Source organism: Sphingomonas sp. SL1004 (assembly GCF_057815015.1).
Genome location: NZ_JBYMUX010000001.1, coordinates 4,048,316 through 4,072,593, shown reverse-complemented (window position 1 = coordinate 4,072,593; position 24,278 = coordinate 4,048,316). Strand labels below are relative to the sequence as shown.

Below are 24,278 nucleotides of genomic sequence, written 5' to 3'. Positions count from 1 at the left end.
ACCTGAACGAACCCTGCGGGCTTGCGACAATATGCGACCATTTCGCCGGCCTTGCGACAAGCGCCTGCGACAATCGGCTCCCAGATTATGGAGGACGCCGCAGCAACGGCGCCGTGTTTCAGACGGGAGATTATCATGAAGACGTTCATCCTCAGCGCGCTTGCCGCCACGCTCGTCGCCAGCCCGCTGCTCGCCGCAGCACCGGTAGACGCGCAGCAGCGCCGCGAAGTGACCACCGTGCGCCACAACGACAATGGCCGCACCGTCGTCACCAAGAAGACCGTCACGCGGGCGCCACAATATCGCAACTGGCGCGCCGGCCAGCAGTTCGATCGCCGCCAGGCGCAGAACTATCGGGTGATCACGACGTACAAGACGTATCGCCTTGCTGCTCCGCCGCGTGGCAGCCAGTGGGTCCGCTCGGGCAACGATGCGCTCCTGATCAATGGCCGCGGCAATGTGGTACAGGTTCGTGGCGGCGCGTTTCGGTAACGCCTACCAGCGCCTTGCCTTTCCCGGATAATCGGGTAAGGCCCTTTGCAACCGGGGTGAGAGATTCGCGTCTCTCGCCCCTGTTTGCATTCTAGACGACAGCCGGAGGGGTGCGCGCATGGGGCGTGTATCAGCGATCGGCCAAGACGAAGGACAAGACATGGCTCTTTACGAGCACGTGTTCCTTGCGCGCCAGGATCTGGCACAAGCGCAGGTGGACGCACTGGCGGAAATCGCCACCAAGATCGTGAACGACAACGAAGGTCGGGTCGTAAAGACCGAGAACTGGGGCCTGCGTTCGCTGGCGTACAAGATCGCCAAGAACCGCAAGGCGCACTATGTCATGCTCGAGATCGATGCCCCGGGCAGCGTGATCGCAGAGCTGGAGCGCCAGACCCAGATCAACGAAGACATCATCCGTTACATGACGGTCAAGGTCGACACCCTCGAAGAGGGCCCGACCGTGATGATGCGCAAGTCGGATCGTGACCGCGAGCGTCGTGGCGACCGTGAGGGTGGCCGTGGCGACCGTCCGGATCGTGGCGATCGTCCCGATCGTGGCCCGCGCCGCGACCGTGAAGAGGGAGCAGAATAATTATGGCACGTCCATTCTTCCGCCGCCGCAAGAGCTGCCCGTTCTCCGCCAAAGACGCTCCCCGGATCGACTATAAGGACGTCCGGTTGCTGCAGGGCTTCGTGTCCGAGCGTGGCAAGATCGTCCCGTCGCGTATCACTTCGGTGGCCGCAAAGAAGCAGCGCGAGCTGGCCCAGGCCATCAAGCGTGCGCGTCATCTGGGCTTGCTGCCCTACATCGTTAAGTAAGGAGCGCCCACATGGACGTCATTCTGCTTGAGCGCGTCGAAAAGCTTGGTGCTATCGGCGACGTGGTGAAGGTCAAGGACGGTTACGCACGTAACTTCCTGCTTCCCAACAAGAAGGCGCTTCGTTCGAACGAAGCCAACCGCAAGGTGTTCGAGTCGAACCGTGCGAAGATCGAATCGGACAACGCATCGCGTCGCAGCGATGCCGAGACCGAAGCGAAGACCTTCAACGACGCGACCGTGACCCTGATCCGTCAGGCGTCGAACACCGGTCAGCTCTACGGTTCGGTCGCGGTTCGCGATCTGGTCGATGCGCTGGTGGCCGACGGTCACAAGGTCGGCAAGTCGGCGATCGTGCTCGACAAGCCGATCAAGGCGATCGGTGTCTACACCGTCAAGGTATCGCTGCACCCCGAGGTGTCGGTGGCCGTCAAGGTCAACGTCGCCCGCTCGCCTGAAGAGGCCGAGATGCAGGCTTCGGGCGTCGACGTGATGTCGTCGATGTTCGAGCGCGACGAGGCTGGCTTCGTCGAGGATTACGATCCGAACGCAGAGCCCGGCGCGACCGCCGAAGCACCGCGTGACCAGGAGGAAGAGGCGCAGGGTTGATCCCTTCGCTTCCCTTCTAGCCGATACAGAAAGGCCCGCCCGGAGCGATCCGGGCGGGCCTTTTCTTTTGTGTCTGCGCGACGGGCGTCAGGGACAGGTTACGCAGGCGCCGATCATTGCTGCGAAGGGGATCAAAGCGCAGAAGAGGGGGACTAGGTGTTTCATGACCGGATGACTCTTGGGGGTGTTATCCGGTTAATGCGCAGGGTCAGGAAAGGTTGCCGAGAGGTGAACGAATTTTGTACCGATCGGTTTTCGGTACAAGAACTTTACTTGCTTACCACCCCGGCGGAGGCCGGGGCCCAATTGGGAAAGCTAGAGTAACGGATCGCAGCGCTCATCATTCGCGTCCCCCAAATGGGCCCCGGCCTTCGCCGGGGTGGTTCACAACTGCTAGTGTCAGCTTTCGACGTTTTCCGGCTTCTCGATCAGTGCAGGTCCCTCGCCTAGCGCTAGCGCATCGACCGAGGACACGTCCTCCAAGTCACGCGCGCCCGTCTCGATATTCAGGTCGCGGAACTTGCGGCCGGTTACCATCAGGCGGCCGTTGAACGAGTTGGTGAAGCCGTTGAAGTTTTTCACGGCAGTGTTGAGGCCAGTTCCCACTCTGCGTAGGTCCTCTGCTACTTTAGCGAGACGATCGTACATCTCCTTGCCAAGCGCACCAATCTGCTGCGCCTGTTTAGCCATCTTTTCCTGACGCCAAACTGCTTCCACCGTCCGCGCTATTGCAATCAGGTTAGTCGGCGTCGCTAGCAGAACACGCTGGTCAAACGCGTAATCCCACAGTGACGGGTCATATTCGAGTGCCGCTGATAGGAAATGCTCGCCGGGAACGAACATGACGACGTAGTCTGGAGTATCAGCAAACTGGTTCCAATAAGCCTTTTGTCCGAGACTATTAACGTGAGCTCTCATAGACGCGGCGTGTGATCGTAGACCAAGTTCGCGCTCACTTTCGTCAACGGCTCCAAATGCATCCTGATATGCGTTCAATGAAACCTTGGCATCGATAACGAGACTCCGCCCCCCAGGAACCTTTACGATGGCGTCAGGACGCAAACGGCTGCCGTCTTCCTGCGTTACGCTGACTTCGGTCTGGAAGTCTGTGTGTTCGCTCAGGCCACAGGTTTCGAGGACGTTCTTCAGTTGTTGCTCGCCCCAGCGTCCGCGGGATTTGGGGGCGTTGCGGAGCGAATTGACGAGCTTGGCAGCTTCGGTCGAGACCTTTTCCTGGCCCAGGCGCATCTGTTCGATCTGGCCCTTCAGGTCGCCGAATGCGTCGCGGCGGTCAGCTTCGACCTTCGCGACGCCTTCTTCGTAGCGTTTGAGACGGTCGCTTACGGGCTGGAGCATCGACTCCAATTTGATGCCGGATGTTTCTTCGGACTGGCGAAAGCGAGCATCAGCACGGTCGAGGAAGGTCTTCTGCGCGTCCATGAGCAGCTTGTTGGCGACGTCGCCGAACTGTGCGGCCATGACGTCCTTGGCTTCGCGAAGTTCGAGCAGGCGGGTTTCAAATGCCTCGCCTTGGGCTTTCAGCGTGGCAATTTCGGTGCGGGCGGCGTCGCGGTCGGCGCGGATCGTGCCGAGGTCGAGGCGCAGGCGATCGGTGTCGGTGGCGCGTTCGGCGTTTTGCGCGCGGAGCGTGGCGAGGTCCTGCATCGCGGCGTTGCGTTCGCGCTCGACGGCGTCACGGGCGGTGCGGATCAGGTCGGCATCGGCGACCTTGGTCTGCGCGACGGCGAGTTCGCTGGCGAGGGTTGCGGCGCGGCGGGAGGCTAGCAGCCAGCCGAGGAGGACACCGGCGGCTAGCGCGAGGACGGCGATTATGGCGAACTCAGCCATTTTGCACCGGCGAAACGGGAGTGAAGTATAGGAAGTATAGACGCTCGCGCAGCATTTTCCGTGGGAGAGATGAGCGCGTGAGCGAGCGGGTTTGGGCGGAGATTGGAGACGTCATAGGTGGAACATACGTCGAACGATTGGCGTAGGACAGTCAGAATCGTGTTCTCCCGCGAAGGCGGGAGTCCAGGGTTACCAGCGGTGGCGTTCTTGGTCCTGGGCCCCCGCCTTCGCGGGGGAACTAGTGGTGGGCGCTTCCACATCCTCGTAGAATAGCACCACCCCGGCCGAGGCCGGGGTCTAATTGGAAAGGTCACGGTAACGAGGGACTGCGCTCAGTTGGCGACGGCCCTCAATTGGGCCCCGGCCTTCGCCGGGGTGGTAGCGTGTTGGGTGAACGGGTGCCCACCCTCAAGCGCTCGTGCTCGTGCTCGCCCCTCACCCCAGCTTGCGCTGCTTCGCCAGTTTCTTCAGCACCATGTCGCGCTTGAGGCGGCTGATGTGGTCGATGAACAGCACGCCGTCGAGGTGGTCGATCTCGTGCTGCATGCACGTCGAGAGCAGGCCGTCGAGGTCTTCTTCGAACGCCGCGCCGGTCTCGTCTAGCCATTTCACGCGGCACCGCGCCGGACGTGCGACTTCGGCATATTGCTCGGGGATCGAGAGGCAGCCTTCGTTGTAGGTCGACATCTCGTCGCTGACCGACAGGATTTCGGCGTTGATGTACGCCTTGGGGTTCTTGATCGGCTTGTCTTCCTCGTCCTTCTCCTCCTGGAGATCGATGACGAGGACGCGCTGCTGCACGCCGACCTGAGTCGCGGCGAGGCCTATGCCGTTGGAATCGTACATCGTCTCGATCATGTCGGCGACGAGCGTGCGGGTGGAATCATCGACAGTCTCCACCGGCTCGGCGACGAGGCGCAGGCGGGGATCGGGGACTTCGAGAACGGTCATTACGGTCATCACGCGCAGCTAGGTTCCGCGCGGGGGTGCGTCAAGCCATTGGCCGCCTTGCCCTTAGTGCCTGCGCCAGCGTGCCCTCGTCGAGATAGTCGAGTTCGCCCCCTACCGGGAGTCCATGCGCGAGTTGGGTGACGCGGACGGGGAAGCGTTCGATGCGCTCGGCGATGTAGTGCGCGGTGGTCTGGCCTTCGAGCGTGGCATTCATCGCGAGGACGACTTCGTCGATGCCGCCGGCTTCGATGCGGCGGACGAGGCTGTCTATGCTCAGGTCTTCGGGGCGGATGCCTTCCAATGCGGACAGGCGGCCGCCGAGGACGTGGAAGCGGCCGGGGAACAGGCGGGACCTATCCAATGCCCAAAGGTCCGCGACCTCCTCGACGACGCACAGCGAACGCTGGTCGCGGCGCGGGTCGGCACAGATCGCGCAGGGGTTGGTGGTGTCGACGTTGCCGCAGGTCGAGCAATTCTCCAGCCGTTCGTCGACCGCGGTCAGCGCCTCGCGCAACGGACCCAGCGCCGCGTCGCGCTTCTTGAGCAGATGCAGCACGGCGCGACGTGCGGACCGGGGGCCGAGGCCGGGGAGCCGGGCCAGCGCCTGCGTCAGCGCCTCGATCTCGGGGGATGCCATAGGGAACAGATAGGGGGTTGCGCGGCTCCCCGCCAGCGTGTTCGAGAGGGCCATGCGGATCATCTTCATGGGAACGCCGGACTTCGCGGTGCCGGTGCTGGAGGCCCTCGTCGCGGCGGGGCATGACGTGGCGGCGGCGTATTGCCAGCCTGCCCGGCCGGGGGGGCGGCGTGGGCGCGAGTTGGTGCCTTCGCCGGTGCAGGTTCGGGCGGAGGCGCTGGGGATCGAGGTGCGAACGCCGGTATCGTTCAAGGCGTCTTTGCCGGAAGGGCTGGAGGCTCGCGAGGCGTTTGCGGCTTTGGGCGCGGATGTGGCGGTAGTCGCCGCGTATGGTCTTATTCTGCCGCGCGCGGTGTTGGAGGCGCCTCGGCTCGGGTGCCTGAACGTGCATGGATCGCTGTTGCCGCGGTGGCGGGGGGCGGCGCCGGTGCAGCGGGCGATCTTGGCGGGCGATGCCGAGACGGGCGTCGGGATCATGCAGATGGAAGCAGGTCTGGATACCGGGCCGGTTCGGCTCGAGGGTCGGACGCCGATCGTCGGCAAGACCGCGGGGGATCTGACGTCCGAACTCTCCGCGATGGGGGCTCGGTTGATGGTCGAGGTGCTGGCCGATCTGGACGCCTACCCTGCCCGGCCGCAACCCGAGGAGGGCGTTACTTATGCCGCCAAGATCGACAAGGCGGAGGCGCGGATCGATTTCGAGCGGTCGGCGGTCGAGGTCGAGCGGCTGGTGCGGGCGATGAACCCGGCGCCGGGGGCGTGGTTCGAGCATGCCGGCGAGCGGGTGAAGGTGCTGGCGGCGGACGTGTTGCCGTTCTCGTTTCTTGGGTGCGAAGGGCTGACGGTCAATGCCGAGCTGACGATCGGGTGTGGCGACGGGGCGATCCGGCCGACCTTGGTGCAGCGCGCTGGACGCGGCGTGACCTCGGCGGAGGAGATGCTGCGCGGGTTTGCGATCCCGTCGGGAACGCAGCTTTGACGCGGTTCGCGTTGACGGTGGAATTCGACGGGCGGCCGTTCATGGGCTGGCAGCGGCAGAAGCACGGGCCGAGCGTGCAGGCGGCGCTGGAGGCCGCCGTGCTCAAGATGACCGGCGAGACCGTATCCGTACAGGCCGCGGGGCGGACCGATGCGGGCGTCCACGCGATGGCGATGCGCGCGCATGTCGACATCGCGAAGCCGCTCGCGGCGTTTCGGTTGATGGAGGGGCTGAACGCGCTGGTGAAGCCGGCACCGGTGTCGGTGCTGGCGTGCGAGGTGGTCGACGACGATTGGCATGCGCGGTTTTCGTGTGTCGGGCGGTCGTATGAGTACCGGATCGTCAATCGACGCTCGCCGCTGACGTTCGAGGCGGGGCTGGCTTGGCAGGTGCCTCAGCCGCTGGATGCGGGGGCTATGGCGGAGGCTGCGGGGGCGCTGGTTGGGCGGCATGACTTCACGACGTTTCGGTCGGCGCATTGCCAGGCGGATAGTCCGGTGCGGACTTTGGACCGACTGGAGGTGGTGCGCGAGGGGGAGCGGCTGTTTGTGTACGCGGCGGCGCGGTCGTTCCTGCATCATCAGGTGCGGTCCATGGTCGGGTGTCTGGCGCTGGTGGGTATGGGGCGTTGGGCGGTTGACGATGTTGCGGCCGCGCTCGAGGCGAAGGATCGGGCGATGCTGGGGCTGAATGCGCCGCCTGATGGGTTGTTTTTTGTGAGTGCCGTCTACCCTTCTTCGTCATCCCGGACTTGATCCGGGACCCAGAGTTACAAAGCGTATCGCTCGGTACCCTGGGTCCTGACTTTCGTCAGGATGACGGCTGGGAAGCGTTGCGGACGAACTTGGCAGCCAACTCGACATGCGTCGACCAGCGGAATTGGCCGACCGGCTGGACCCAGTCGATCCGCCAACCCGCGTCGCACAGTTCCTTCGCATCGCGCGCGAAGCTGGCCGGATTGCACGAGACATAGGCGATCACCGGCGTCTTGCACTCCGCCAGCGCGGTCGCCTGCTCGCGCGCGCCAGAGCGGGGCGGATCGATCACCACCGCATCGAAGCGATCGAGTTCGGCCACCGTCAGCGGCCGGCGGTAAAGATCGCGGTGCTCTGGGTAGACTGGGCGCTGGGTGCGGTGCGCGGCGGCCTTCAGCGAGCCGAGTGCGTCGCGCGCTCCTTCGGCCGCATACACCTTCGCCGGGATCGCGAGCGTGAAGGTGCCGAGGCCGGCGAAGAGGTCGGCGACGGTCGCGGGCTTGCCGATCGCTTCCAGGACCGCGGCGGTGAGTGCGGCTTCGCCATCGGGCGTGGCTTGCAGGAACGACGCGGGCGGGAGCGGCACGGGGACGCCGCCCAAGGTGATCGTGACCGCGTCGGGTTCCCACCGCGTCTCGGGGCCGAGACCGTCGTCGAACGCCACGCGGGCGATCTTGTGGTCTTCGCAGAATTTAGTGAGCGCTTCGGCGGCGGGGAGGCCTTCGGGGGCGAAACCGGTGATCAGGATGTCCGCGCCCTGGTCGGCGAGCGTCAGGTGGATGTCGGCGCGGCGGCGGAAGTTGAGGCGCTTGAGCAGTTGGCGCAAGGGCTGGACGAGCGCGAACAGGCGCGGATCGAGAATCCAGCATTCCTTGATGTCGACGATCGTGTGCGCCTTCTCCGCGGTGAAGCCGAGCGTGATCTTGCCGCCCTTGGCCTCGGCGTGGAGCGTCGCGCGGCGGCGGCTGCGCTCGGGCGAGATGTGCGGCGTGCGGATCGGCGCGAACAGATCCTGGCCGTCGAGCGCGGAGGCGATGCGGTCGGTGACGAACTCGGCATAGGCCTGGTCGTCGAGATGCTGAAGCTGGCAGCCGCCGCAGGTCGGGAAATGCACGCAGGGCGGCGTCTGGTGGTGCGGGCCGGGGATCACGGTGCCGTCCGCTGCGAGCGTGTCGCCGGGCGCTGAGAAGGCGGCGTGGCGTCCGTCGGCGGTCATGCCGTCGCCGCGCGCCGCGACGCGGACGATCGTGTCGATGTTCGTTTCAGAGGTCGAGTCAGTGGTCATGGGGCCGCTCTGGCCGACCGGAGCGCTTCCGCCAAGTCGTCGGCGATGAAAGCCGCGCCCAATCGGCGGGCAGCGTCACCGTGGAGCCACACTCCGGCGCAGGCTGCGTCGAGCGGATCGAGCCCGGCAGCGAGCATCGCGCCGATCGCGCCGGCAAGGACGTCGCCGGTGCCGGCGGTGGACAGCCAGTCGCTGGACCCTTGCGCGATGCGGACGCGGCCGTCGGGGGCGGCGATGACGGTGTCGGCGCCTTTGAAGACGACGACCGCGTGGGCGCGGGTGGCGGCGTCGCGGGCTCGGGAGATCTTGTCGGTGTCGGATTTGCCGAAGAGCGGGTCGAACTCGCCGGAGTGGGGTGTGAGGATGACGGGGACGTCCAGCGCCTTGATGCGATCGGGGTCGAGCAGGCGGAGGGCGTCGCCGTCGATGATCAGGGGGCGGCCTGAGGTCAGTGCAGCTTCGAGACGCGCCTTGGCGGTATCATCGCGGCCGAGGCCGGGGCCGATGACGAGCGCGCCGATGCGGTCGTTGGCCAGCGCGTGATCGGAGAATGGCGTGCGGACGAGCGCGTGCGGGGGGCCTTGGCTGTCGCCGAGCAGGGTCACGTAGCCGGCGCCGGCGCGCATCGCGGCCAGCGCTGCGAGATCGGAGGCACCGGACATGCCGCCGGCGATGATCGCGACCATTCCTCGGGTATATTTATGTGAGTCCGGGCCGGGGGCTGGGAGGCTTGGGGCTTTCAGGACTTCGGCTTGGCTGACGGTAGGGACGCCGATGTCGAGGAGGCGGATCTCGCCGCAGTAGCGGGCTGCCGGTTGGAGGAGGTGGGCGGGTTTTACGGCGCCGATGGCTAGGGTGAGGTTGAAGACCGGGGGTGTGCTGAGCGCCTCGCCTGAGTCGGTGGCGAGACCGCTGGGGAGGTCGGCAGCGATGCTGAGTTGGGCGGCGCTGGCTAGGGAGTGAAGCCGGCCCACCACCGACACCCCCCCGGCGGAGGCCGGGGTCCAATTGGGTGAACCGGTCGCCTTATCGATAGCGTTGCCCAGATGGGCCCCGGCCTCCGCCGGGGGGGTATTCGGGGTAGATCCGGTGCGAAGACCAATGGGCCGCGTGAGGCCGGTGCCGAACAGTGCGTCGACCAGGATTGGCGCGGGGTTTGCCTCCGCCAGCGTTTCGACCGGGCCTAGCCACCCTGCCCTCGCCGACTTCGCCGCATCCGTCCTGGGCTCCGACAACGCCGCGACCCTGACCGCAACACCCATCTCGGCCAGTACGCGCGCTGCGACATAGCCGTCGCCGCCGTTGTTGCCGGGGCCGCAGAGGATCAGCACTTCGTTCGTGCCCGCCAACCGGCGGACCGCGTGCGCGATCGCGGTGCCGGCGTGGTCCATCAGCGTCTCGACCGAGACGCCGGTTGCGATTACCGCATTTTCCGCAGCCCGCATTTCGGCAGCGGTCAGGATCGGCTGGCCTTCGATCGCGATCATGACGGCTTGGCCGCACCTTTGACGGTGGCGGGAAGACGATAGCGAGCGTCGCCGATCGACACCTCGATACCGTTGCCATCGATTAGGCCGACCTTCGCGACCTCTGCCCCGTCGGCCGCGACGACGCCGCGGCCGTCGTCGGTGACGAGCAGGCGGCGGAACGCGCCGTCGGGGTGGCGGATCGTCAGGATCGGGCCGGTCTCACCCTTGGCCTGCTCGATCGTGCAGACCGTTTCGAGCGCGGCGGTCCCGCGGGCGCAGGGGATGCGCAGGTCGGCGGCGGCCTCCTTGGTCTGCTCGGCCGCGACCTGCGTGCTGGATGGCTTGCCGGGCCCGCATGCCGCTAGGGGCAGCGAAAGGAGGGCGAGCCACAGGAGTCGATTGGATGTCCTACCGAAGCCGTCATCCACGCGGCCTTCCGTCATCCCAGCGAAAGCTGGGATCTCCCCGATCGGGTCACTACGCGCGCCAACCGGGATACCCCAGCTTTCGCTGGGGTGACGGGCGGAGTGCGGGTCTCGTTTACCTATCCGCGTGGGCTCAAATATCCGCGTAGACATGGGTTTCGGCTGCGGCTCCGGGATGCGTGACGGCACCCTTGTAGGCCGGGCCGACGGTCTTCGCATAGCGCCAGAGTGCGCCCGCGCCGTAATCGTTGGTGCGCGGCACCCATGCCGCACGGCGCGTCGCCATGACGTCGTCGGGAACATCGAGGTCGATCGTACCGGCTTCGGCGTCGATGTGGATGATGTCGCCATTCTCGACCAGGGCGATCGGGCCGCCGTCCGCTGCCTCGGGACCGACATGGCCGATGCAGAAGCCACGCGTGCCGCCCGAAAAACGGCCGTCGGTGATCAGTGCGACGCTTTCGCCCATGCCGAGGCCATAAAGCGCGGCGGTGGTCGACAGCATCTCGCGCATGCCGGGGCCGCCCTTGGGGCCTTCGTAGCGTATAACGATGACTTCGCCTTCGTTGATCTCGCGCTTCTCGACGGCGGCGAAGGTGTCTTCCTCGCAATCGAACACGCGGGCCGGGCCAGAGAACTGGAGGCGGTGCATGCCGGCGACCTTCACGATCGCACCGTCGGGGGCGAGGCTGCCGCGCAAGCCTACCACTCCGCCCGTAGGCGTCAGCGGGGTCTTGATGTCGTAGATGACCTTCTGGTCGGGGTTCCACGTCACCTGGTCGATGTTCTCAGCCAGCGACTTACCGGTTACCGTCAGGCAATCGCCGTTGAGGAAGCCGCCCGCTAGCATCGTCTTCATCAGCATGTAGACGCCGCCGGCCTCGTACATGTCCTTGGCGACGTACTTACCGCCGGGCTTGAGGTCGGCGATGTACGGCGTCGTCTTGAATATCTCGGCGACGTCGAACAGGTCGAATTCGATCCCGGCTTCGGACGCCATCGCGGGGAGATGCAGCGCGGCGTTGGTCGAGCCGCCGGTCGCGGCGACGACGCGCGCGGCGTTGATAAACGCCTCGCGCGTGCAGATGTCACGGGGGCGGATGTTGTCGGCCAGGCATTCCATGACTTGGGCGCCGGCCGCCACGGCGATCTGTTCGCGCGTGGTGTAAGGAGCCGGCACCATGTTGCTGTTCGGGATCGACAAACCGATCGCTTCGGCGACGCAGGCCATCGTGTTGGCAGTGTACTGGCCGCCGCACGCGCCGTGGCCGGGACATGCAACCTTCTCGATCGCGTGGACTTCGGAGAGCGGGCACGCGCCGGCGGCGTATTTGCCGACGATCTCGAAGACGTCGACGACGGTGACGTCGCGATCCTGATAGCGGCCCGGCAGGATCGAGCCGCCATAGACGAACACCGACGGGATGTTGAGGCGGAGCATCGCCATCATCATGCCGGGGAGCGACTTGTCGCAGCCCGCGAAGCCGACGAGCGCGTCGTAGCAATGGCCGCGGACGCTGAGTTCGACCGAATCGGCGATGACTTCGCGGCTAACGAGGCTGGCCTTCATGCCCTGGTGGCCCATCGCGATGCCGTCGGTGACGGTGATCGTATTGAACCGGCGCGGCATGCCGCCGCCCTGGATGACGCCGGCCTGCGCGGCATCGGCCTGCGCGTCGAGCGTCGTGTTGCAGGGCGCGGAGTTGTTGCCGGCGGACGCGAGCGCGACGAATGGGCGGGCGATCTGCTCCTCGTCGAGGCCCATCGCGTAGTAATAGCTGCGGTGCGGGGCGCGTTCTGGGCCGACGGAGACATGGCGGCTCGGCAGGCGCGATTTATCGAATGTGCGGGTCATGGCGAACGCCTATGTCGCGGGAGGGGGCATTTGCGCAAGAGAGTTGCGTAGATTTTTCGGTAGGAGGCTCGACCCGTTCTCCGGCATCCTCGCGAAGGCGGGGATCTAGATGCTCAAGGGTTCGCTATCCTATCGCTAAGGCCAGCCAGTATGGGGTTCCCGCCTTCGCGGGAATGACGAGAGGGTGAATGAATGCTCCCTCCCTGGAAGGGAGGGGCTGGGTCGGCCCGTTGGCTGACGTCGCGCTCGCCAAGGGGCCTACCCACCCCCGGCCCCTCCCTTTCAGGGAGGGGTGAAGAAGGGTTAGAGGCCTTCCAGGGCCTTTGCTACGCCGTCCATGGTGAAGGGCTTTTGCAGGCGGGGGCGGTCGCGGAATTCGGGGGCTACGCCATCGTCGCCGCCGCCGGTGGCGAAGACGAAGGGGACGCCTTTCGCGGCCAAAGCCTCGGCGACTGCCGTGCTCTTTTCACCGCCGCGCAGGTTCACGTCCAGGATTGCGCCGTCGACGCCGCCCTGTTCGATCCGCTTCAACGCATCGGCCACGGTGTCGACAGACCCCGCGACCCCCTTGTCGAGCACTTCGAGGAAATCCTCCAGCATCATGGCGATCAACGGTTCGTCCTCGACGATGAGGATCTGTTGGGTAGCGGTCATGGCATCCGCATAGTCGGGATTGTTACGACTTGCCAACATCTTGTTCGGGTCGCCGCGCAGCGAGCACGTCTCGCGCCGCTTCTGCCAGTTCCTGGACCGAAAACGGCTTGGGCAGGAACGCGACGTTTTCGAGGTCGATCGACTTGCGCAACTGCTCCTCCGCATAGCCCGACATGAACAGGATCGGCAGGTCGGGGTATTTCTCGCGCGCGTGACGCACCATCGTCGGGCCGTCCATCTGCGGCATCACGACGTCGCTGATGAGCAGATCGGGACGGCCGTGTTTCTCGAGTACTTCGAGCGCGACTTCGCCGTTCTCGGCTGTCAGCACGGTATACCCCTGGCGTGCGAGCGCACGTTCCGCAACGGCGCGGACCATGTCCTCGTCCTCGACCAGCAGGATCGTGCCGGTGCCCCAGAGGTCGACGGGCTTGGGCGCAGGCTTGACCACTGCGGGGCGCGTCGCCGCCGGCGCCGAGTGGACCGGGAGGTACATGGTGAAGGTGGCGCCCTGCCCCAGCTTGCTGTCCGCAAAGATGTAGCCGCCGGATTGCTTGACGATGCCGTAGACCGTGGAAAGGCCGAGGCCGGTGCCCTTGCCGAATTCCTTTGTCGTGAAGAACGGCTCGAAGATCTTGGGCAGCACGTCGGGCGGGATACCGGTGCCGGTGTCGGACACGACCAGCGCGGTGTAGTCGGCGACGGGCAGGATATCGGACGCCATCTCGCGCACTTCGACCGCGGGGACCGAGCGCGTGGTGATCGTCAGCACGCCGCCGCCGCGGGCGTTGGCCGAGACGATCGCGTCGCGCGCGTTAACCGCCAAGTTGACGACGACCTGTTCGAGCTGGCCGGGATCGGCGCGGACCGGGCCGAGGTTGCGGCCGTGGGTCATATCGAGGCGGACGTTCTCGCCCATCAGGCGCTTGAGGAGGTTCGAGACTTCCGAGACGACGTCGGGAAGTTGCAGAATCTGCGGGCGCAGCGTCTGCTGGCGCGAGAAGGCGAGCAGCTGACGGGTGAGGCTGGCAGCGCGATTCGAGTTGGTGCGGACCTGCTGGATGTCGTCGTAATCGCTATCGCCGGGCGAATGGCGCATCAGCATCAGGTCGCAGTGGCCGATGATCGCAGTCAGGATGTTGTTGAAATCATGCGCGACGCCGCCCGCGAGCTGGCCCACCGCCTGCATCTTGGTGGCTTGGGCAACCTCGCGCTTGAGGCGGCTTTCCTCGCTATTGTCCTTGAGACTGAGCAGGACGGCGGCGTCGCCTAGGCCGCGGGCGCCGGCGATGGTGAGCGCGACCGGCTCGTCGGGGTGGTCCTTGAGGCGGACCGCCATGTCGGCGGAGTGCGTCGCGCCGTTCGCGAACTTGCGGATTGCGTCGGCGACCGCGGCCTTGTCCTCGCGCACGACGAGATCGCCCGGATAGAGCGGCGGGGCTACCGCATTGACGCCGGCCGCGCGCAGGAACGAATCGTTCATTTGCAGGAAGCGACCGTCGCGGTCGACCAGTGCCATGCCGAACGGCATCAGGCTGACAAGGCTGCGGACATGCGCCGACGCGCTCGCGCCGAGCGCGGGCGCGTCCTCCTCGTCGTCGAGTAGCGCGACCAGCACGGGGGCGTCGTCGCCTTCGAGAAACGGGATCTGGAGGACACGGAGGGGCGTGCCCTCGAGGCCTTCGCGCTCGAATCGGACGAGGCCGCGGCTGTCGGTGATCAGGAAGCGGGCGAAGTCACGGCCGTCGATCGGTTCGTATTCGCTGCCGGTGGCGCGTTTGCGGAGGACCCGGTTTGCGGTGCGGACGCGGCCGTCGGGGGACAGCAACGCGGCCATGATGCCGCTCCCGCCGAGCCGGTCTCCGGTCGGACCGGCGAGCAAGGCGGCTAGCGTCTCGGCGAGATCGTGCTCCTGCGCGGTGACGAAGCGCCAGACGAGCATGTCGGCATCGTCGCCGGCACGGGTGATTGCCGCGGACAGGCAGATACCGCGGGCGTTCAAGCGCTCAACGTGCGCGGCGCCGTCACGCCAGGCGGCGCGGCCGGCATCGGCGAGGGCCGCGACGCCGGCTTCATCAAGCGGCAGGTTTGGCGGTGTGGGAAACCCTTCGAACAGCGCTTCGTAGGCGTCGTTCGCGCAGACCAGCCGCCCGGCACGGTCGGTGATCGCGATCGCGTCGGTGCCGGCCTCAGCGACGGCGCGTGTGAGGTCCCAGTCGACCGGGCGGGGCGCGTCCCTGACCACCGGGTTGAGCAGGCGCCAGGCGATCAGCGCGCCGATGACGATGATGGCAGCGGCGAAGAACCCGGCGGCGGCGATCCAGCTGCCGACGAGCAGGAGGACGAGTCCGGCGGCAGCGATGCCGGCGAGCGCAGCGACGAGTGCTGCGTTGCGTGCGCCGTTGCGCAGGGGGGTGGGTAAAGCGAACGATGCCATCGGGAGAGTCATCCGCTGTTGCGGGGCTGGGCGTCAAGCGGGTTGCGGTTTTGGAGGTTCTAAGCGCTCACGACGCTGTGCGTTGAAAGCTTCAGCCCGGCAGAGGCCGACGTCCGCGCGAAACACCTCATCCACGCTGCATACGTCATCCCAGCGAAAGCTGGGATCTTCCTGTTTGGCGCGCGTCGCCCGCCTGGAGGGAGACCCCAGCTTTCGCTGGGGTGACGTCGATTGGCTTGCGGCCGCTGTCAGGCTGAGTGGTTTTTGCGCACCGCAAGACAACAACGCCGTTCCCCCGCGAAGGCGGGGGTCCAGGATTACAAGCGCTAGCGTTTGTGACTCCTGGGCCCCGGTCTTCGCGGGGGGAACTAGAGGCGCTCGGTGCACCCGTTACCAGATCCGGACGCGCTGTTCGGGCGTCAGGTACAACTTCTGCCCGGCCGTCGGCTTGTACGCCGCGTACCAGGGGTCGAGGTTCCGCACGACCCAGGCGCGCTGCTGCGACGGCGAGTGCGGGTCGGTCAGCAGGCGGTTGCGGAGATTGGCTTCGCGGTAGTTGCGGCGCCAGACCTGCGCCCAGCCGAGATAGAAGCGTTGGTCGCCGGTAAACCCGTCGAGCACGGGTGCGGTCTTGCCGCCGAGCGCGGTGTGGTATGCGTCGTACGCAACCGTGAGGCCGGCCAGATCGGCGATGTTCTCGCCCATCGTCAGTTCGCCCTTCACGTGCATGCCGGGGAGCGGTTCGTACGCGTCATATTCGGCGCCGAGCTTGCCGGTGAGCGCCTTGAAGCCGGCGATGTCCTTGGGCGTCCACCAGTCGGTGAGCTGGCCCTTGGCGTCATACTTGGAGCCCTGGTCGTCGAAATGATGGCTCAGCTCGTGGCCGATGACCGCGCCGATGCCGCCGTAGTTGACTGCGTCGTCGGCCTTCGGATCGAAGAATGGCGGCTGCAGGATCGCGGCGGGGAAGACGATCTCGACCATGCCGAAATTGGCGTAGGCGTTCACCGTCATCGGCGTCATGCCCCATTCCCAACGCTGCAACGGCTTGCCGAGCTTGGAGATATTATCCTGGTGCTGCCATTCGTTCGCGCGCCATTCGTTGCCGAACGCATCGCCCGATGTGATCGTCAGGCCGGAGAAATCCTTCCATTGGCTCGGATAGCCGATCTTGGGCGTGAAGGCGGCGAGCTTGGCGTGTGCCTTGACCTTCGTCTCCGGCGCCATCCATTCGAGCTTGTCGATCCGGCGGCCCATCGCGGCGAGGACGTTCTTGACCAGCTTGTCGGCCGCGGCCTTGGTTTCGGGCGGGAAATACTGCGCGACGTAGAGCTTGCTGACCTCGTCATCGAGCGCGCCCGAGGTGAACTGGACGCCGCGCTTCCAGCGGGCTTCCTGCTCGGGCGTGCCGCCGAGGACGGTGCCGTAGAACGCGAACTGCTCGGCGTCGAACGCCTTGGGGAGGACGTCGGCATAGCCGTCGAGCGAGCGCAGGATCAGCTGGTCCTTGAGCACGCCGATCGGTACGGTCGCGACGAGCTTGGCGATGCCGGTGATCGCGGAGGGCTGCGCGACGATGACGGTCGGGACGGGCGTGCCGATACCCTTGAAGTACGCGGCGAAATCGAAGCCGGGGGCGCGCTTGGCGAGATCGGCGACGGTCATCTTGTTGTAGGTCTTGGTGGCGTCGCGGCTGTCGACGCGGGTCCAGCTGACCTTGGCGATCTCGGTCTCGAACGCGAGCAGGGCGGTGGCGCGGGTCTCGGCATTGGGTTCGCCGGCGAGGGTGAGCATCTTGACGATGTGCGCGCGGTAGGCGTTGCGGGCTTCGACCAGCTTGGCGTCGGCGCTTAGATAGTAATCGCGGTCGGGCAGGCCGAGGCCGGACTGGCCGAGCGAGAGCGCGTATTGCTCGGGCAGCTTGTCGTCCTGGCCGACGCCGCCGCCGAACGGGCCGCCAATTCCGGCGCGGTCGGCTTCGGCGAGGAGGGCGGGATATTGCGCGCGGTCGGTGAGGCTGGCGATCTTCTTCAGCCACGGCCGCATCGGCGCGAGCCCCTTTGCCTCGATCGTGCCGGTGTCGAGGAAGGTGGCGTAGGCGCGGCCGATCTTCGAGTTGGGGTCCTTCGCGGCGGTGTCGAGGATACCGCGGGTGCGGGTCTCGGACAGGTCGGAGAGGAGATTGAACGCGCCGTAGTTCGACTTGTCGGCGGGGATCGGGGTGTTCTTGGACCAGTTGCCGTTGGCGAAGGTGTAGAAATCGTCGCCGGGCTGGACGGTCTTGTCCATGCCCTTCTCGTCGAAGCCGAAGCTGCCGAATTGGGCGCCGGTGGACGCTTCGGGGGCGGCAGGTGCGGTGGTTTGCGAGATGGCGGCGGTGACGCCGGTGATGGCGGTTGCGGCGAGCAGGCCGGCGACGATGAAGGACTTCATGGGGTTCTCCGGGAGTTTCGTTGGCACAAACTATCAAGACCACCTCCCCGGCGAAGGCCGGGGTCAACTGGAAAGGTCTTGATAACGAGGGGCAATTTACCGTTACGCCTGTTCCCCAATTGGGCCCCGGCCTTCGCCGGGGAGGTACCAAATCGGGGTATGCGGCGAGGTTGATCTACCAGATACGAACGCGGTCGGCGGGGGCGAGGTAGCTGGCCTCACCCGGCTTGGCGCCGAACGCGGCGTACCACGGATCGAGGTTGCGGACCGTCAGAACGCGCTGGTGGCCCGGGGAATGCGGGTCCGACAACAGCGCCTGCTGCAGTGCGGCGTCGCGGAACTTGGTGCGCCAGACGCCCGCCCAGCCGTAATAGAAGCGCTGGTCGCCGGTGGTGCGGTCGATGATCGGCGCCGGCTTGCCGCCGAGCGACTTGTGGTACGCGTCGTAGGCAACCGTGAGGCCCGCCAAGTCGGCGATGTTCTCGCCGAGCGTCAGGCCACCCTGGATGTGCTGGCCGGGAAGCGGTTCGTACGAATCATATTGCTTCACGAGTGCGTCGGTGAAGACCTTAAAGCGCGCGACGTCCTGCGGCGTCCACCAGTCGGTGAGTTTGCCGTTGAGGTCGTATTTGCGGCCCTGGTCGTCGAAATGGTGGCTGATCTCGTGGCCGATCACCGCGCCGATGCCGCCGTAGTTTACCGCCGGGTCAGCCTTCGGATCGAAAAACGGGGGTTGCAGGATCGCGGCCGGGAAGACGACCTCGTTCATCGTCGGGTTGGCGTAGGCGTTGATCGTCATCGGCGTCATGAACCACTCAGCCCGATCGATCGGCTGGCCGAGCTTCTTCAGGTCGCGATCATATTCGAACGCATTGGCGCGCGCGACGTTACCGACGAGATCGCCGCGCTGGATCTGGAGCGCCGAATAATCGCGCCACTTGTCCGGATAGCCTATCTTCGGGGTGAAGGCGGCAAGCTTGGCGAGCGCCTTGGTCTTGGTCTCGGGCGCCATCCATTCGAGGTTTCGGAGACGCTCGCCCATCGCCGCGATAACGTTCTTGACGAGATCGTCGGCGGCAGCCTTCGATGCGGGCGGGAAATACTTCGCCACGTATTGCTGGCCGATCGCCTCGCCCATCGCGCCCGACACGGTCGAGACGCCGCGCTTCCAGCGGACCTGCTGCTCGGGCGTGCCGGACAGCGTGGTGCCGTAGAAGGCGAAGTTGGTCTTGTCGAAATCGCTCGACAGGTACGGCGCGTACGCGCGCAGCACCTTGAGCATCGCATAGTCCTGGAGGACGTTGACCGGCGTGTCGGCGAACACCTTCGCCTCGCCCGTCACCGCGCTCGGCTGTGCGACGAGGTAGAACGGACGGCCGGTGACGCCCATCGCGGTCATGTACTGCGCCCAGGGGAAGCCGGGCGCCTTCGCGGCGAAGTCGGCGGCGGTCCATTTGTTATAGGTCTTGTCGGCGTCGCGGCTCTCGATCCGGGTCCAGTGCGCGGTCGCGAGGCCCTTCTCCATGTTGAACACGGCGGCAGCGCGGGCTGCCGCATTGGGCTCGCCCGCAAGCGTCAGCATCCGCGTGAGATACGCCTGGTACGCGGTGCGGATCGTGGCGAGCTTCGCGTCGTCCTTCAGGTAATAGTCACGGTCCGGGAGACCGATGCCGCTCTGGCCGAGGCTGACGACGTAGGTGGTCGGATCCTTGTCGTCCTGCTGCACGCCGACACCGACGAGGCCACCGACGCCCTGCCGCTGGAGCTTGGCGATCTCGGTGACAAGCGCGGTCTTGTCGCTGGTTGCCTTCAGTGCGGCGAGCATCGGCTTGACCGGCGTCGCGCCCTTCGCGTTGACCGCGGCCTCGTCCATGAAGCTGGAATAGAAATCGCCGACCTTGTCGCCGGGCGTCTTGGCGGAGACGTCGAGGATCGTGCGGGTGCGTTCGAGCGACAGGTCCTGAAGGACGTGGAACATGCCGTAGGACGAACGGTCGGCGGGGATCGGCGTGGTCTTCACCCAGCCGCCGTTCGCGTAATCGAAAAAGTCGGTGCCCGGCGTCACGCTCGTATCGCGGCCGGCCATGTCGAAGCCGAAATCGCCGATCTGCGGCTTGTTGGCATCCTTGGCGGCAACGGGGCCCTTGGCGGCCTTGGCGAGGGTCGGCGACGGTGTAGCGGTTTGCGCGATCGCCGATGCGGCGGACGCGAGCAGGATCACGGTAACAATCGACTTACGCATCAAGAACCTCGGAGAAAGATCGTCTGGATGCGGCGTGTTCTACGCCGATAAGACGGTCCGTCAATTCGGGTAGGTCAATATTAGTGACGATTGTTACGAACCGCGATTATCGTGACGGTGCCGCCACTTGCGCGCGATCCACAACCGCCAGCCGAGCGCACTGAGCGCATAGCCGCCGATCGAGCAGACGATCGTGATGACCAGCAGCCCGAGCGCGGTGGCGGGGCCCGCCTGCATCAGCCACGGGATCCATTCGGTCCGCGCCGCGGCATCGGCAACGGGTTGCCCGGGGACGTGTTCGTCCAGCCGGAGCAGCGACGAGCCGATCCAATAGGCGGCGATCCAGAGCGGAGGCGTGGTCAGCGGGTTGGTGATGAAGGTGGTCAGCGCAGCGGTCGGGACGTTGGCGCGGAACGGCAGCGCGAAGATCGCGGCCACGGGCGTCTGCGCGACCGGGATCAGGATGCCGGCAACCATACCGAGCGCAACACCGCGCGGGACCGAGCGGCGGGTGAAGCGCCAGAGTTCGGGCGCGAGCACGCGGTGCGCTACCGGACGGAGGAGGCGGTTCCGCTCCATCGATTCGCGGGTCGGCAAATTGCGATGCGACCACGCCGCGAGGCGCCCGAAGATACTGCCCGGCGCCTTCGACACAGGCTATCCGCGATCCCGCATGATCCGGCCCTGCTCGCGCTTCCAGTCCTGTTCCTTCACCGAATCGCGCTTGTCGTGGTTCTGCTTGCCCTTGGCGAGCGCCAGTTCGATCTTCGCACGGCCCTTCGAATTGAAGTAGATCATCAGCGGCACGAGCGTCATACCTTGGCGCGCGACCGCACCGAACATCTTGTTGATCTCGCGCTCGTGGAGCAGCAGTTTGCGCGGCCGCTTGGGCTCGTGGTTGAAGCGGTTGCCGTGGCTGAATTCGGGGATGTTCGAATTGACCAGGACGACGTTCTTGCCCTTCACCTCGGCATACGCCTCGGCGATCGAGCCTTCGCCGCCGCGCAGCGCCTTCACCTCGGTGCCGGTGAGCGCGATGCCCGCCTCGAACACCTGCTCGATGTAATAATCATACCGCGCGCGCCGGTTCTCGGCGACGATCTTGGTCTTCTCGAAGGTCGGGGGTTTGGGACGTGCCATGGGACGCGCGATGTAGGGGGTCCGAGGGCTTAGGGGAAGCTTAGCCTTGTGTTTCTTGTAGTCCCCATTTCGATCCTCCCCCGCCAGGGGGAGGTGGCGCCGCAAGGCGACGGAGGGGGAGGATGCGAAACAGCGGTTGCTCCTGCCTCCCCCTCCGTCTGGCAAGAGCCAGCCACCTCCCCCTGGCGGGGGAGGATCGTAAGTCTGCCTCAGCCGAGTTTAGCGTGTGCCAGCGCCGCGTCGACCGCCGCACGCGCAGCGTCGCCCGCAGGAGTCATCGGCAGGCGAAGCGTCTCCGGGAAGCCCGCCCGCACCTTCGTCATCGCGTACTTCACCGGGCCTGGCGAGGCGTCGGTGAACAGCGCCTCGTGCAACGGGTAGAGCTTATCCTGATAGGCCAGTGCCTTGACGAAATCGCCGGCCTGGCACGCCGCCTGGAACTCCGCGCACAGCTTCGGCGCGACGTTGGCGCTTACCGAGATGCAGCCGGTGCCGCCCATGACGTTGAACGCCAGCGCGAGGTCGTCATTGCCCGACAGCTGACAGAAATCCGGGCCGCATGCCGCGCGATGCTGAGAAACGCGGGCGAGGACGCCGCTGGCATCCTTCACCCCGACGAACACGTCCGGGAACGCGGCGACGATCCGCGCCAGCGTCGCCGGCTGGATGTCCGTCACCGTCCGTGCGGGGACATTGTAGAGGATGATCGGCAGCGGGGTCGACGTCGCCAGCGCCTCGAAATGGCGAAAGATGCCCTCCTGCCCCGGCCGGTTGTAATAGGGTGGCACCATCAGTGCAGCGTCGGCGCCGGCATCCTTCGCGGCACGCAGGTTTGCCGATGCGACGCGCGTGTCGTTCGAGCCTGCACCGGCGATGACGGGCACGCGGCCCTTCGCCTGGTCGACGCAGACGCGGACGACGTGGAAATGCTCGTCGTACGACAGGGTCGCCGCTTCGCCGGTCGTCCCGCACGCGACCAGCCCCGACGAGCCCTCGACGATCTGCCATTCGATGAAGTCGCGATAGGCGGGTTCGTCAAAGCTGCCGTCGGCGGCGAACGGCGTGACGAGCGCCGGAATAGATCCTGAAAACATGCGGTGGCCTGCAGTCCTGTTGCGCCGGATGTCTAGCAAAATCCGGATTTCGTTCAGGACAGATACGGGTTCGGGGCGTATGCTGTCCACATGGTAGCATCGATGTTTAAAACGAGCCTTCTCCTTGCAGTCGTGGCGGGGACGGTCGCCGCGTCGGGAGGCGGCCAGCAGACGCTGGATCGCTACAGCACGCAACTGGCCAATATGGGCCCCAATGCACAGCCGATGGCGACGGACGGCGCGATCGCCTCGACCATCGCGCAGTGGCGGGCGTTGCAGCAGACCGATGCGCTGCCGTTCGACAGCTATGCTGGCTTCCTGATGGCGCATCCGGGCTGGCCTAACGAGACTGCCAACCGGCGTGCGGCGGAGCGCAAGGCGGCGACCGGATCGCCGACCAGCGTTGTCGCGTTTTTCCGTCGTTACCCGCCGCAGTCCGCGTCGGGCGGCGTCGCCTATGCGCGGGCCTTGCAAGCGACGGGCGCGCGGGATCAGGCGTATGCGGCGGTGCGGACGGCGTGGCGGAGCAGCGGACTGACGCCGACCGACGAGGCGATGGTCGTGTCGGGCTTTCCGGGTGCGCTGACGCCGGACGATCAGGATGCGCGGATGGATGCGCTGTTGTGGGCGGGCCAGACCGGCGCGGCGCAGCGGCAACTGGTGTGGACGAGTGCGGCGCGGCGGCCGATCTTCGAGGCACGGCTCGCGTTCCGGACGAATGCGCCGAACGCGTCGGATATCTCGGCCTCGACGCAGACGCTGTATGCGAACGACGCGGGCTATGTTGCGGACCGGGCGCAGTGGTTGCGCAATTCGGGCGCGAGCCCGTCGGCGCGCGCGTGGCTGGCGCGGCCTCGGTCGCTCGTGACGCGGCCGGGCAATGCCGCCGAATGGTATGAGGTGCTCGTTACCAACGCGAACGGCGCGGCGAACGACGGGCAGTATCAGGTCGCCTACGACATCGCGCGGCAGATCGACGACGCATATCCGTATGGCGCGGACATCGCGGCAAAATCCTATGCCGAGCGTGACGAATATACCAATCTCGCCTGGCTCGGCGGACGGGTGGCGATGAAGCAGCTCGGGCGGCCGGCGGACGCTATGACGCTGTTCGACCGGTATGCGCGGGGCTCGCGCTCGCCGCAGGTGCGGTCGAAGGGGTATTACTGGGCGGGGCGTGCGGCGGAGGCTGCCGGGTTGGCGCCTCAGGCGGCGGCGTTCTACGGTCAGGCGGCGGGGTACCGCGATCAATATTACGGGCAGCTGGCGAACGAGCGCACCGGGCGTGCGCTGGTCGCGCCGCCGTCGGTTGCTTCGGTGGCGATCGATCCGGCGACGCGCGCGGCGTTCGATCGCCGCGAGACGGTGCGCGCGGTGAAGTTCCTCGGGCAGATCGGCGACTGGCAGGACCAGACCGCGTTCGTCCGCCAGATCGCGGCGGATGCAACGACCGACACCGATCACCTGCTTGCCGCCGAACTGTCGAAAAGCCTCAACCGGCCCGATCTCGGCGTGATGGTCGGGCGCAGCGCGCTGGCGAACGGGCTCAGCGATTATTCCGCGGTGGGCTTCCCGATGGTGTCGGTGCCGGCGGGATATGAGGACAACTGGACGATCATCCACGCGATCTCGCGGCAGGAGAGCCAGTTCGATCGGGCCGCTGTGTCGCATGCCGGTGCGCGTGGCCTGATGCAGCTTATGCCGGCGACCGCGCGCGAGCAGTCGGGGAAAATCGGCCTCGCCTACAACCAGGCGGCGCTGACGACCGATCCGAACATGTCGATCATGCTCGGCTCGAGCTATTTCCAGCGGGTCTACGCCAATTACGGCAGTTATCCGCTGGCGGTGGCGGCGTATAATGCAGGCGGCGGCAACGTGAACAAATGGCTCCGCGCGAACGGCGACCCGCGGACCGGGGCTGTCGACATGGTCGATTGGGTCGAGGCGATCCCGTACCAGGAGACGCGCAACTACGTGCAGCGCGTGCTGGAGAATGCGGTGGTGTACGACCTGATGAACCCGGCACGGGCGAAAAGCCGGGGGGCTGCGCGGTTGTCGTGGTATCTGGGCAAAAACCGTCCAGGTTGATCACCTAATATTGTTCTCCCCTGAAGGCGGGAGCCCAGACGGGACTCCCGCCTTCGCGGGAGAA

General features: G+C 66.1%; 21 protein-coding genes. 7 read left to right on the top strand and 14 right to left on the bottom strand.

The annotated features are described in order from the left end of the window. Window positions 1-135 precede the first annotated feature (135 nt). From AC3D24_RS18815 to rplI, 4 genes are all read left to right on the top strand, one after another. On the top strand, window positions 136-492 hold the full coding sequence (locus AC3D24_RS18815) for an RcnB family protein (protein ID WP_489032583.1): 357 nt from the start codon (window positions 136-138) through the stop codon (window positions 490-492). A gap of 160 nt (window positions 493-652) precedes the next feature. Beyond that, window positions 653-1,087, top strand: coding sequence for a 30S ribosomal protein S6 (gene rpsF / locus AC3D24_RS18810; protein WP_056062596.1), 435 nt, complete (start codon window positions 653-655; stop codon window positions 1,085-1,087). A 2-nt stretch (window positions 1,088-1,089) separates the two neighbouring features. Beyond that, a complete protein-coding gene (rpsR, locus tag AC3D24_RS18805; RefSeq protein WP_031393978.1) occupies window positions 1,090-1,314 on the top strand; it encodes a 30S ribosomal protein S18 in 225 nt (74 codons plus the stop codon). 11 nt (window positions 1,315-1,325) lie between these two features. Then, on the top strand, window positions 1,326-1,922 hold the full coding sequence (rplI, locus tag AC3D24_RS18800) for a 50S ribosomal protein L9 (RefSeq protein ID WP_056050886.1): 597 nt from the start codon (window positions 1,326-1,328) through the stop codon (window positions 1,920-1,922). 399 nt (window positions 1,923-2,321) lie between these two features. On the opposite strand, the gene AC3D24_RS18795 is transcribed toward rplI, so the two are convergent. The 3 genes from AC3D24_RS18795 to recR form a co-directional block, all read right to left on the bottom strand. Next, window positions 2,322-3,770: a DNA recombination protein RmuC gene (locus tag AC3D24_RS18795; RefSeq protein WP_489032582.1), complete on the bottom strand. Its 1,449-nt coding sequence runs from the start codon at window positions 3,768-3,770 to the stop codon at window positions 2,322-2,324. 435 nt (window positions 3,771-4,205) lie between these two features. After that, window positions 4,206-4,730, bottom strand: a complete 525-nt coding sequence (gene def, locus AC3D24_RS18790; protein ID WP_489032581.1) for a peptide deformylase — start codon at window positions 4,728-4,730, stop codon at window positions 4,206-4,208. Between the two features lie 31 nt (window positions 4,731-4,761). Continuing rightward, window positions 4,762-5,358: a recombination mediator RecR gene (recR, locus tag AC3D24_RS18785; protein WP_056052820.1), complete on the bottom strand. Its 597-nt coding sequence runs from the start codon at window positions 5,356-5,358 to the stop codon at window positions 4,762-4,764. A 52-nt stretch (window positions 5,359-5,410) separates the two neighbouring features. Between recR and fmt the strand changes: the two genes are divergently transcribed. Together fmt and truA are read left to right on the top strand one after the other, a co-directional pair. After that, window positions 5,411-6,337: a methionyl-tRNA formyltransferase gene (fmt, locus tag AC3D24_RS18780; RefSeq protein WP_489032580.1), complete on the top strand. Its 927-nt coding sequence runs from the start codon at window positions 5,411-5,413 to the stop codon at window positions 6,335-6,337. Further along, window positions 6,334-7,092: a tRNA pseudouridine(38-40) synthase TruA gene (gene truA, locus AC3D24_RS18775; protein WP_489032579.1), complete on the top strand. Its 759-nt coding sequence runs from the start codon at window positions 6,334-6,336 to the stop codon at window positions 7,090-7,092. Before fmt ends, truA begins: the two co-directional genes overlap by 4 nt. Window positions 7,093-7,147: 55 nt before the next feature. Here the strand turns inward: truA and AC3D24_RS18770 are convergent, their stop codons facing one another. The 11 genes from AC3D24_RS18770 to dapA form a co-directional block, all read right to left on the bottom strand. Further along, a complete protein-coding gene (locus AC3D24_RS18770) occupies window positions 7,148-8,377 on the bottom strand; it encodes a class I SAM-dependent RNA methyltransferase (RefSeq protein WP_489032578.1) in 1,230 nt (409 codons plus the stop codon). After that, a complete protein-coding gene (locus AC3D24_RS18765; RefSeq protein WP_489032577.1) occupies window positions 8,374-9,864 on the bottom strand; it encodes an NAD(P)H-hydrate dehydratase in 1,491 nt (496 codons plus the stop codon). The genes AC3D24_RS18770 and AC3D24_RS18765 overlap by 4 nt, the downstream gene beginning before the upstream one ends. Continuing rightward, window positions 9,861-10,274, bottom strand: a complete 414-nt coding sequence (locus AC3D24_RS18760; protein WP_489032576.1) for a hypothetical protein — start codon at window positions 10,272-10,274, stop codon at window positions 9,861-9,863. Before AC3D24_RS18760 ends, AC3D24_RS18765 begins: the two co-directional genes overlap by 4 nt. A 130-nt stretch (window positions 10,275-10,404) precedes the next feature. After that, complete coding sequence (ilvD, locus tag AC3D24_RS18755) at window positions 10,405-12,126, bottom strand: dihydroxy-acid dehydratase (protein ID WP_489032575.1); 1,722 nt, start codon at window positions 12,124-12,126, stop codon at window positions 10,405-10,407. 303 nt (window positions 12,127-12,429) lie between these two features. Continuing rightward, entirely contained in the window at window positions 12,430-12,780 is a 351-nt protein-coding gene (locus tag AC3D24_RS18750; protein ID WP_380778601.1) for a response regulator, read from the bottom strand. A gap of 22 nt (window positions 12,781-12,802) precedes the next feature. Then, window positions 12,803-15,217: a hybrid sensor histidine kinase/response regulator gene (locus AC3D24_RS18745; protein WP_489032574.1), complete on the bottom strand. Its 2,415-nt coding sequence runs from the start codon at window positions 15,215-15,217 to the stop codon at window positions 12,803-12,805. 390 nt (window positions 15,218-15,607) lie between these two features. Then, the gene (locus tag AC3D24_RS18740; RefSeq protein WP_489032573.1) at window positions 15,608-17,650 is read right to left on the bottom strand and encodes a M13 family metallopeptidase; all 2,043 of its coding nucleotides are present in this window, start codon (window positions 17,648-17,650) and stop codon (window positions 15,608-15,610) included. Window positions 17,651-17,825: 175 nt separating this feature from the next. Continuing rightward, a complete protein-coding gene (locus AC3D24_RS18735) occupies window positions 17,826-19,892 on the bottom strand; it encodes a M13 family metallopeptidase (protein WP_489032572.1) in 2,067 nt (688 codons plus the stop codon). Between the two features lie 93 nt (window positions 19,893-19,985). After that, a complete protein-coding gene (locus tag AC3D24_RS18730) occupies window positions 19,986-20,471 on the bottom strand; it encodes a DUF2062 domain-containing protein (RefSeq protein ID WP_489033234.1) in 486 nt (161 codons plus the stop codon). A gap of 78 nt (window positions 20,472-20,549) precedes the next feature. Beyond that, entirely contained in the window at window positions 20,550-21,032 is a 483-nt protein-coding gene (gene smpB / locus AC3D24_RS18725) for an SsrA-binding protein SmpB (RefSeq protein ID WP_055879372.1), read from the bottom strand. Between the two features lie 209 nt (window positions 21,033-21,241). Continuing rightward, on the bottom strand, window positions 21,242-22,126 hold the full coding sequence (dapA, locus tag AC3D24_RS18720) for a 4-hydroxy-tetrahydrodipicolinate synthase (RefSeq protein WP_489032571.1): 885 nt from the start codon (window positions 22,124-22,126) through the stop codon (window positions 21,242-21,244). A 102-nt stretch (window positions 22,127-22,228) separates the two neighbouring features. Here dapA and AC3D24_RS18715 point away from each other — a divergent pair, with 102 nt between their 5' ends. Then, complete coding sequence (locus AC3D24_RS18715) at window positions 22,229-24,214, top strand: lytic transglycosylase domain-containing protein (protein ID WP_489032570.1); 1,986 nt, start codon at window positions 22,229-22,231, stop codon at window positions 24,212-24,214. Window positions 24,215-24,278: the final 64 nt, after the last annotated feature.

Excerpts from the sequence above, each read along its gene's own strand:
- AC3D24_RS18815 (WP_489032583.1), top strand. The coding sequence starts at position 136 with ATGAAGACGTTCATCCTCAGCGCGCTTGCCGCCACGCTCGTCGCCAGC.
- rpsF (WP_056062596.1), top strand. The coding sequence starts at position 653 with ATGGCTCTTTACGAGCACGTGTTCCTTGCGCGCCAGGATCTGGCACAA.
- rpsR (WP_031393978.1), top strand. The coding sequence starts at position 1,090 with ATGGCACGTCCATTCTTCCGCCGCCGCAAGAGCTGCCCGTTCTCCGCC.
- rplI (WP_056050886.1), top strand. The coding sequence starts at position 1,326 with ATGGACGTCATTCTGCTTGAGCGCGTCGAAAAGCTTGGTGCTATCGGC.
- AC3D24_RS18795 (WP_489032582.1), bottom strand. The coding sequence starts at position 3,770 with ATGGCTGAGTTCGCCATAATCGCCGTCCTCGCGCTAGCCGCCGGTGTC.
- def (WP_489032581.1), bottom strand. The coding sequence starts at position 4,730 with ATGACCGTAATGACCGTTCTCGAAGTCCCCGATCCCCGCCTGCGCCTC.
- recR (WP_056052820.1), bottom strand. The coding sequence starts at position 5,358 with ATGGCATCCCCCGAGATCGAGGCGCTGACGCAGGCGCTGGCCCGGCTC.
- fmt (WP_489032580.1), top strand. The coding sequence starts at position 5,411 with ATGCGGATCATCTTCATGGGAACGCCGGACTTCGCGGTGCCGGTGCTG.
- AC3D24_RS18770 (WP_489032578.1), bottom strand. The coding sequence starts at position 8,377 with ATGACCACTGACTCGACCTCTGAAACGAACATCGACACGATCGTCCGC.
- AC3D24_RS18765 (WP_489032577.1), bottom strand. The coding sequence starts at position 9,864 with ATGATCGCGATCGAAGGCCAGCCGATCCTGACCGCTGCCGAAATGCGG.
- ilvD (WP_489032575.1), bottom strand. The coding sequence starts at position 12,126 with ATGACCCGCACATTCGATAAATCGCGCCTGCCGAGCCGCCATGTCTCC.
- AC3D24_RS18750 (WP_380778601.1), bottom strand. The coding sequence starts at position 12,780 with ATGACCGCTACCCAACAGATCCTCATCGTCGAGGACGAACCGTTGATC.
- AC3D24_RS18745 (WP_489032574.1), bottom strand. The coding sequence starts at position 15,217 with ATGGCATCGTTCGCTTTACCCACCCCCCTGCGCAACGGCGCACGCAAC.
- AC3D24_RS18740 (WP_489032573.1), bottom strand. The coding sequence starts at position 17,650 with ATGAAGTCCTTCATCGTCGCCGGCCTGCTCGCCGCAACCGCCATCACC.
- AC3D24_RS18735 (WP_489032572.1), bottom strand. The coding sequence starts at position 19,892 with ATGCGTAAGTCGATTGTTACCGTGATCCTGCTCGCGTCCGCCGCATCG.
- AC3D24_RS18730 (WP_489033234.1), bottom strand. The coding sequence starts at position 20,471 with ATGGAGCGGAACCGCCTCCTCCGTCCGGTAGCGCACCGCGTGCTCGCG.
- smpB (WP_055879372.1), bottom strand. The coding sequence starts at position 21,032 with ATGGCACGTCCCAAACCCCCGACCTTCGAGAAGACCAAGATCGTCGCC.
- dapA (WP_489032571.1), bottom strand. The coding sequence starts at position 22,126 with ATGTTTTCAGGATCTATTCCGGCGCTCGTCACGCCGTTCGCCGCCGAC.
- AC3D24_RS18715 (WP_489032570.1), top strand. The coding sequence starts at position 22,229 with ATGTTTAAAACGAGCCTTCTCCTTGCAGTCGTGGCGGGGACGGTCGCC.